Source organism: Geminicoccus flavidas (genome assembly GCF_009806515.1).
Lineage (GTDB): Bacteria > Pseudomonadota > Alphaproteobacteria > Geminicoccales > Geminicoccaceae > Geminicoccus > Geminicoccus flavidus.
The window spans coordinates 1-6,875 of sequence record NZ_WUJP01000900.1 but is presented as its reverse complement, the minus strand read 5'-3'; the positions used below and the strand labels follow the sequence as shown (position 1 = coordinate 6,875).

Below are 6,875 nucleotides of genomic sequence, written 5' to 3'. Positions count from 1 at the left end.
CCAGATCGACCGTCTCGATCCGCAACGGCTCGCCCGCCGCAAACGCCACCGCCGCCTGTACCTTCATCGTCGCGTTCCTTCCTTCGGCTGCCGCTGACCCGTGCCCCTCGACTAGCCCGAACCATGCGGCGCGGCCAGGGCCCGGCTGCCGCCGATGCGGCGAAAGCTCCACCACAGCAGGACCCCGCGGCTGGCCAGGAACAGGAGCAGGGTCAGCCACAGCCCGGTACCCCCCAGAACCGGTACCAGGAGCGCGGCACTGACCAGGAACAGGCCGAGTGCCAGCGCCATGGCGTTGCGCAGCACCTCCGCGCGGCCGGTACCGAAGAACACCCCGTCCAGGACGAAGGCCCAGACCGAGACGAGCGGCAGGGCGATCACGAAGGGCAGGTACTGGTGGGCGGTGGTCTGGACGGCGGCATGGTGGGTCATCAGCTCGATCGCAGAGGGGCCGGCCAAGGCCAGCAGCCCGGTCAGCAGCACCGCCAGGACCAGGCCGTGCTCGAACGCCACACGCATCGCCAGGTGCAGGGATCCGGCCGAGCGGGCACCGGTGGCTCGCCCGATCATGGTCTCACCCGCCTGGGCGAAGCCGTCCAGCAGCCAGGCGGTGGCGGTGAAGAAGGTCATCAGGATCGCGTTCGCGGCGACGAAGGTCTCGCCCTGGCGCGCCGCCAGCACGGTAAATGCGACGAATGATCCTTCCAGGAAGCAGGAGCGCAGGAACAGGTCGCGATTGACCCGGAACAGCCGGGTCAGTGCCGGCCGGTCGGCCAGGGCAGCGGCAATCTCGGCGCGGCCGGGCCTGACCCGGCGCAGCACCAGGGCCAGCGCCACCAGCAGCCCTGCATATTCGGAAAGCGTGGTGGCGACCGCCACCGACGAGAGGCCGAGCCCCAGGCCCAGCACGAACCAGACGTCGAGCACCCCGTTCAGGACGTTGCCCAGCACCGCCACCAGCAAGGGCCCGCGCGCGTCCTGCCGGCCCAGGAGCCAGCCGGTCAGCGCGAACTGGCCGAGTGCCGCTGGCGCGCCCAGGAGGCGGATCGCCAGGAACTGGTCGAACCCGGCGGCGACCTCGGGCGAGGGCAGGAACAGGAGATGGCCCAGGAACTGGAGCGGCCAGCTCAGCAGCATCAGGACACCGCCGATCGCCAGTGCCGTCGCCAGCGCCCGGATCCCGGTCGCCGTCAGCGCCTTCCTGTCGCCCGCTCCCACCGCCTGCGCGGCCAGCGCGGTGGTACCCATGCGCAGGAAGCCGAACAGGAACCAGAGCACCGAGACGAGCTGGGTCGCGAGTGCCGCGGCGGTCAGATCGGCGGGATCCGGCAGATGGCCGACCACCGCCGTGTCGACCATGCCCAGCAACGGCACGGCGAGATTGGCGAGGATCAGCGGCACGGCCAGCCGCCGTGCCTCGCGCCGTGCTCTTGCCAGCTCCATGACCTCGCCCACCGTTCCCTCCAAGGCCCGTAGGCCCGCCAGCCGGCCCCGCCACGCCGGCCGCAGGAATAGCTACGCCGCATTCCACAGCCCGCCGCAATCCGTTGACCACCACCCGCAAGCGGTGTTACTCGCACCACGCCGCGGAGGGGTGGCCGAGTGGCTGAAGGCGGCGGTTTGCTAAACCGTTATAGGGCCCTAAAGCCTTATCGAGGGTTCGAATCCCTTCCCCTCCGCCAGCCGTTTGAATTTCTCTAGCAATATCAGGCGGTTGCGCTGTCAACGCCTGGGCCATCCCACGTCCAGCCCCACACTTACCGCGCATACGCCCCCGGACGGTCGCGGACTGCTCGCCGTACCTACACGGTGTTGAGTAGGAAGGCGTCCATCCCCTGTCGACCGCGTTGACGGATCGTCCGAGCCTGTCCAGGCTTTCCGGAAACGACGCCGGGCGCTCATCATGGCTTGCCGCCCGATCACTCAAGCGGGATGACCATGGCAAATCTCACAGGCACGGATGGCCCAGACACAATCCGGGGCACGCTTGAGGACGACATCATCACCGGCCGCAAGGGCGATGACGAACTCTATGGCGAGCACGGAGGTGATCTGATCAACGGTCGGGCGGGTGAGGACCTGCTGGTCGGCGACCTCGGCAACGACCGCTTACATGGCGGTGCCGGCAACGATCGGATGTTCGGCGGCGAAGGCGATGACCGCATGTGGGGCGACGCTGGCAACGACGAGATGCATGGCGACGAGGGCAGCGACATCCTGCTCGGCCGGGATGGTAACGACGAGCTCTGGGGCGACAACGTTGCTGGATGGCCGGATGATGGTCGCCCAAATCCGCACGGCAATGACGTCCTCATCGGCGGCATAGGCGACGACATCCTGCATGGCGGCGAGGGCCGTGACACGATGATCGGCAATCATGGTGCCGACATCTTCCAGTTTGATTTCCAGATCGACCCTCAGCTGTCTGATGATGGCCGGCTCAGCCACGCGAGCACAACGATCGCTGACTTCGTGCGTGGCGTGGACAAGCTGGTGATCACTCAACAGACCAATGAGATGCCGGCAGAGGGGCCGCCTGAGGTAATCACCTTCCATGCGATCACCTTCGATGATCTGGATACGGACGACAGCGGTCAGATCGATGGACTTGATGCCGCCACGGACGTGATCGGCGGCAACCTAGCGATCGACGTCTACCAGCTCGGCACCGTGAGCGGCTTCCCTGCCTTCGACATGTATTTCGGCGGAACCATCACCTTGCAGGGGGTGACGGAACTACGGCAAGCAGATCTCACATATCAAGCCATTCAGTGAACAACAATGACCGACAGCGACATCGACAAGATCCATGCTCCTGCAACTGATGTTGTACTATCCCGCCGTGAAGAGGATCGCCTGGGCCGACATCTGATTGTCGAGCGTCTCTATCGTGAACTAACAGAGGCTCCAGACGACTGGCCGGTACGAGTAGCCTTACACGGAGCGTGGGGCGAGGGAAAAACAAGTATCGCCCGCCTAACTTCTGAACGGGCCAAGGCTGCCAAACATCTAGTTGTCGAACTGAACTTATCTCGAATTGAAACGATCGCAGAGCTATGGCTGGCCTTTGCACAAGCCATCGACGAAGCGATCAAAGTTCAAGGGCTTCACATAAATACAAGCCGAACGATCTTCTATCGACTTGATGCAGCGCGCTACTCAAGAAAACTCGGTTGGATGGGCTCGGCCGCGCGCACAGTTGGGCAGGTAGCTGGGAAATCTACAGGCCAAGCTTGGATTGCTCCAGCAATCGAAACAGCCATCGCTGCTGGTGGTGGGTTGATGGGATCCCTACTGAAAGTTGATCAGCAATTCGTTGACAATATAAGAGAGGCGATTGGCAAAGAGCATCGCGTCATAGTTATCTTAGATGATCTCGACCGTGCAGATCCAAAAATCATCCCCGAAATTCTCTTACGCCTTAGGGATCTTCTTGAGATCGCAGGCTTTTCATTTTTAGTACCGTTCGATCGAGAGATAGTGGCTAGGAGCCTAGAGCAGACAAATAAGTCATGGCAGGACGCGGACTTATTCCTTGAGAAAATCTTTGATTACCGATTGGCGGTTCCGGAGCCGCGCATCGAAGCGCGGTTGCGCTGGATCTTATCTGAAATCAAAGCTTACTGCGGGTTCGCCCCTGACTTATCAGAGTGTGCTGCGGCATTCGTTGAAGTTATACCCGGCAGTCCTCGGAAGTTGCGGTCGTTGATACGGCATCTGTGGTTGTATCGAGTATTTGCTGGCACCCACGTTGCAGACGAGATAGATTGGTGGATTGTCTTTTGGGTGGAAGCCTTTCGGCAGATACATGAGGGTGCCCTTAGGCGCCTAATGGCCGAAGATTTCTGGCCTTTGCTGATGAGCAAGCCATTCTCGACTTTGTCAGTTTCAACTAGAGAAGATAAAGATAGAGAACTCGATGTGTTCGCAGAAAAACTTGTGGGTAAAGCAGCGGTTTGTAGTGATAGTTCGGCAGCATCCATTCGATCTATGCTGGGAAAGTTGGCGGAATACAGTGAGAAGGTTCCACGTTACAAGTTGATCTATAGTCTACGCTTGCACAATCTTAGTCCGTCGGTAACTGATAGAGATGTTTTTCAATTTGTTAAGAGTACTAATGATGATCAAGAAGCTATTATTAGTTGGATTGATCAATTGGCAAAACAAAATGCTGTTGGCCGTAATGATATCGTGGATGGGATTATTTATCGCTTAATTCGAAGGTATGGTTCTGAGCTTGATGCTGTAAGACTTGTCACGGGTCATCACGAAGCCGAAATAAGGCTGCGGTCGTCTGAAGATCTCCTAAAATCCTTCTCCAGAGCGTTTGAACTGCTAGATGAATGTGAGGAGCTTGTTAAGCACGTAGACGAATTGCTCAACACAGTGCGTCAGTGGCAGAGTTGGGTAATTCCATTCTATCAGCAAGAACGGAGGAACGCGGAGCGAGCTCAAGTTCTGCGTATTGTTCAGCAAGCCCTTGGATCTTGTGCGATGCCACTCGCTAGACTGCTGGTTCGGCGTTGGGAGAATGTGGAGGATGCACGAAGACGCTTGGAGCTTGGAGACTTTCAGTGGGTTAAGCTCAATGAAGATCTCGTCGATCTGATAATACCTGCTGTCGGTGAAGCACTGTTAAGATGCTCTACGCCAGAAGAGGCCGAGGCAATGTTCAACGGGGACTATGGTAGCGGCGTGTTTGGTCGCCTCGTTCGCGCGGAGAGCGGCCCTTTCAGATCTGGCTCAGTACAGGGTAAAGCGCTAGCAGATATTCTCTCGCAGGCGGGCAAAGATCGTCAGGTATCCATCTACGCCATGATGATACTTTTAGCTTTCAAGAAATGTGTGGAAGAAGGATTGAAACTAGGCACGGGTCATGAAGATATGCTCGAAGAAATCTGGAAGGCCGCGATCGCCATCGATGTTACTCCGAGGTATCGATCAATTTTAGAGAGCGTCGCAAGTACGCTAATGAAAGTGCATCCTGGTATGAGCTTTAAATTGTCGGGCTCAACTGTCTAGTGGTTCAACAGGATGCGTGTGGTGATCCGGCTGGGCCAACCCTGCCGCTTTGGCAGCCAATGCTTGCCGGATCTCTAACAGCCGCCGCCCCAGCTCCGTCAGCTCCATCTCGGCTTCCCGCTCGGGCGGCATTGGCTCTTCCCACCACTCCACCAGGCGCTCGCCGCGCGCCTCCGCTTCCTCACGCTCCCGGCGGACTGCCGCCAGCCGATCCGCCAAGCCGTTCAGGCCGTTGCTGCGTTCCCGCTGCTGCAACCGGTTGAGCCGCGCCTGCAATAGCTTCGTCCTCATCGGCGCTTCTCCAGGTCCTCGATCCGTCGTTCCAGCTCGCCGCCCTCGATCAGCCGGGCGATCTGCACCACGATATTGCCGAGCTTTGAGGCTTCCGCTGCATCTAGCTCGCCACGCCTGGCCTCGCCGTACAGCTTCGCCAGCTCGCGCCGGCAGCGGTCCATGGTGTCGAGCTGGTAGCGCTTGATGGGGGGCGGGGGCAGGTTCGTCATCGTTAGTGTTCCGTAGGCTTGCTGGGCTCCAGGACTGCCCAAATCGCGCCTTGTCGTGCGGCCGGAGCCGCCTGGAGCTATCATTTCACGCACCGTCCCGCAGCTTGGCGTACAGGTCGTTCCAGATCTGACGCGCGTCCACGTCGCCGCTGATCAGGCGCTCGCGGAAGTCGTCGCTGGCGCGGAGCTGGTCGATCGCCTCCTGGGGCGTCAGCAACGGCTCGGGCTGCCCAGCCGCTTCCGACCAGACTGCCGCCCATTCGGTGCGGGCGTGCAGGTCGCCCGCAACCAGCCGCTGCCGGAAGTCCCGGTCACGTCGCATCGCCTCGATCTTGTCGTTCATCGTCGGTCCTCACACCGCCAGGGGGTCGAACTCGATCAGGGCCCGAGGCGGCTCAGGAGCACGTCGCGGCAGCGGCACACCGGGATCGGCTTCCTGAGCCTCTGGCGCCGGGGCGGGCTCGATCGGCAGCACTGGCGGCTCGGCCACCTCGGCTTCGGCAGCAGCGCTGGTCGTTTCCACCGCTGCGGGTGGTGTCAGCGAGCGGTAGAACGCCTTGACGGGCGAGGTGAGCGACTGGAGTTCGGCAACGAGGGACTTGTTCTGCGGCAGGATCGCCCACGCGTTGCCGCTGACAAGGTTCATCATCTCGGGGCTGCGGCTGGCAATCGCCTTGCGCGTCACCCGCCGCAGCTCGTGACCGTGACGGGGAAGCCAGGAGAGGTCGGGTGCCGGGAACGTCTTCAGTTCGGGCGGGCGGGCGCGGTGATGGGCCAGGAACCCTTCCCAGTACTCTTCCAGCTTCGCAGTCTTGGCAGCCAAGGCATCGATCAGAGCGTCGATCTCTTCGGCAACATGGTGGACCGTGCTCGCATAGAATTCGACGGACAAGCCGTAGCCCTCGATGACCTGGAGGCGCGCAGCCTCGGCCACCTCAGCTTCCCGTGCTTGCGCTGCTCCCTCGGCAATCACCAAGTCGGCAATGGCACGATCCAGGGCCGCGATCTTGTCGCCGTTCTCCGCCAACTTGCCGTGCTCGCCGCTGGTGATCGCAGCCACACGGTCGTCTTCCGCAGCGGCACGGGCGGCCCTGGCTTCCGCCAGCAGAGCGGCGACCTCGGCCGCAGTGGAGGTGGGGGTGATCTGGTCGAGATAGTTCGTGGACATGCTGAGGGCTCCTAGTCGGGGATTGGGTCGTTGAGGTTGGCCATGGCGTCGTCCTGCCGGCGCCGGGCGTCGCTGGCGGCGCGCTGGCCGCGCTCCTGGTGTTGTCGCTCGCCAGGGGTGGGCAATGGGCGGGCAGGACGTCCCTGGCGCTCCTGAGGCTTCTGCTCGGGCTCCTGGACGAA

General features: G+C 61.2%; 7 protein-coding genes and 1 tRNA gene. 3 read left to right on the top strand and 5 right to left on the bottom strand.

Annotation, left to right across the window (positions count from 1 at the left end; translation table 11 throughout):
- Positions 1–111: 111 nt before the first annotated feature.
- A complete protein-coding gene (locus EQG76_RS25760) occupies positions 112–1,455 on the bottom strand; it encodes an MATE family efflux transporter (RefSeq protein ID WP_159717593.1) in 1,344 nt (447 codons plus the stop codon).
- A 133-nt stretch (positions 1,456–1,588) separates the two neighbouring features.
- Between EQG76_RS25760 and EQG76_RS25755 the strand changes: the two genes are divergently transcribed.
- The 3 genes from EQG76_RS25755 (at position 1,589) to EQG76_RS25745 (ending at position 5,022) form a co-directional block, all read left to right on the top strand.
- Positions 1,589–1,682: transfer RNA gene (locus EQG76_RS25755), tRNA-Ser, on the top strand.
- A 256-nt stretch (positions 1,683–1,938) separates the two neighbouring features.
- Positions 1,939–2,775 carry a calcium-binding protein gene (locus EQG76_RS25750; protein ID WP_159717591.1) on the top strand — a complete coding sequence of 279 codons (837 nt, stop codon included), beginning with the start codon at positions 1,939–1,941 and terminating at the stop codon, positions 2,773–2,775.
- Between the two features lie 6 nt (positions 2,776–2,781).
- Positions 2,782–5,022 carry a KAP family P-loop NTPase fold protein gene (locus EQG76_RS25745; RefSeq protein WP_159717589.1) on the top strand — a complete coding sequence of 747 codons (2,241 nt, stop codon included), beginning with the start codon at positions 2,782–2,784 and terminating at the stop codon, positions 5,020–5,022.
- Here EQG76_RS25745 and EQG76_RS25740 read toward each other — a convergent pair.
- The 4 genes from EQG76_RS25740 to EQG76_RS25725 form a co-directional block, all read right to left on the bottom strand.
- Positions 5,011–5,313, bottom strand: coding sequence for a hypothetical protein (locus tag EQG76_RS25740; protein WP_159717587.1), 303 nt, complete (start codon positions 5,311–5,313; stop codon positions 5,011–5,013). The two genes, EQG76_RS25745 and EQG76_RS25740, sit on opposite strands and share 12 nt — an antisense overlap.
- Positions 5,310–5,525 (bottom strand): hypothetical protein, encoded by a 216-nt coding sequence (locus EQG76_RS25735; RefSeq protein WP_159717585.1) that lies wholly within the window; start codon positions 5,523–5,525, stop codon positions 5,310–5,312. Before EQG76_RS25735 ends, EQG76_RS25740 begins: the two co-directional genes overlap by 4 nt.
- 85 nt (positions 5,526–5,610) lie before the next feature.
- The gene (locus tag EQG76_RS25730; protein WP_159717583.1) at positions 5,611–5,868 is read right to left on the bottom strand and encodes a hypothetical protein; all 258 of its coding nucleotides are present in this window, start codon (positions 5,866–5,868) and stop codon (positions 5,611–5,613) included.
- A gap of 9 nt (positions 5,869–5,877) precedes the next feature.
- On the bottom strand, positions 5,878–6,693 hold the full coding sequence (locus tag EQG76_RS25725; protein ID WP_159717581.1) for a hypothetical protein: 816 nt from the start codon (positions 6,691–6,693) through the stop codon (positions 5,878–5,880).
- Between the last annotated feature and the right edge of the window lie 182 nt (positions 6,694–6,875).